Consider the following 202-nt stretch of genomic DNA (forward strand, 5'->3'; position numbering starts at 1 on the left):
GATGGCGCGGCCGGAGGCATCGGCGATCACGCACGCCTTGGTCCCGTAGCCGCCGCGCGACCGGCCGAGCGCCTCGCGCTCGTCGCGCTCCGCCGAGGATCCCCTTTTTTCTAGGCTGGCAAAGCTGGCTGGCAGGCTTTCTGCTCCAGCTCGGCGAGGTAGGCCTTGGGGTCGCGCCGAAAGCGGGTGCGTAGGATTCGTG

1 pseudogene is annotated in these 202 nt (G+C 69.8%); it reads right to left on the reverse strand.

The features are described from left to right. Positions 1-111: pseudogene (locus E2C06_RS37250) on the reverse strand (IS5-like element ISMex42 family transposase); the annotation flags it as partial. Between the last annotated feature and the right edge of the window lie 91 nt (positions 112-202).

The sequence above is a fragment of the Dankookia rubra genome (genome assembly GCF_004355005.1).
Lineage (GTDB): Bacteria > Pseudomonadota > Alphaproteobacteria > Acetobacterales > Acetobacteraceae > Paracraurococcus > Paracraurococcus ruber_A.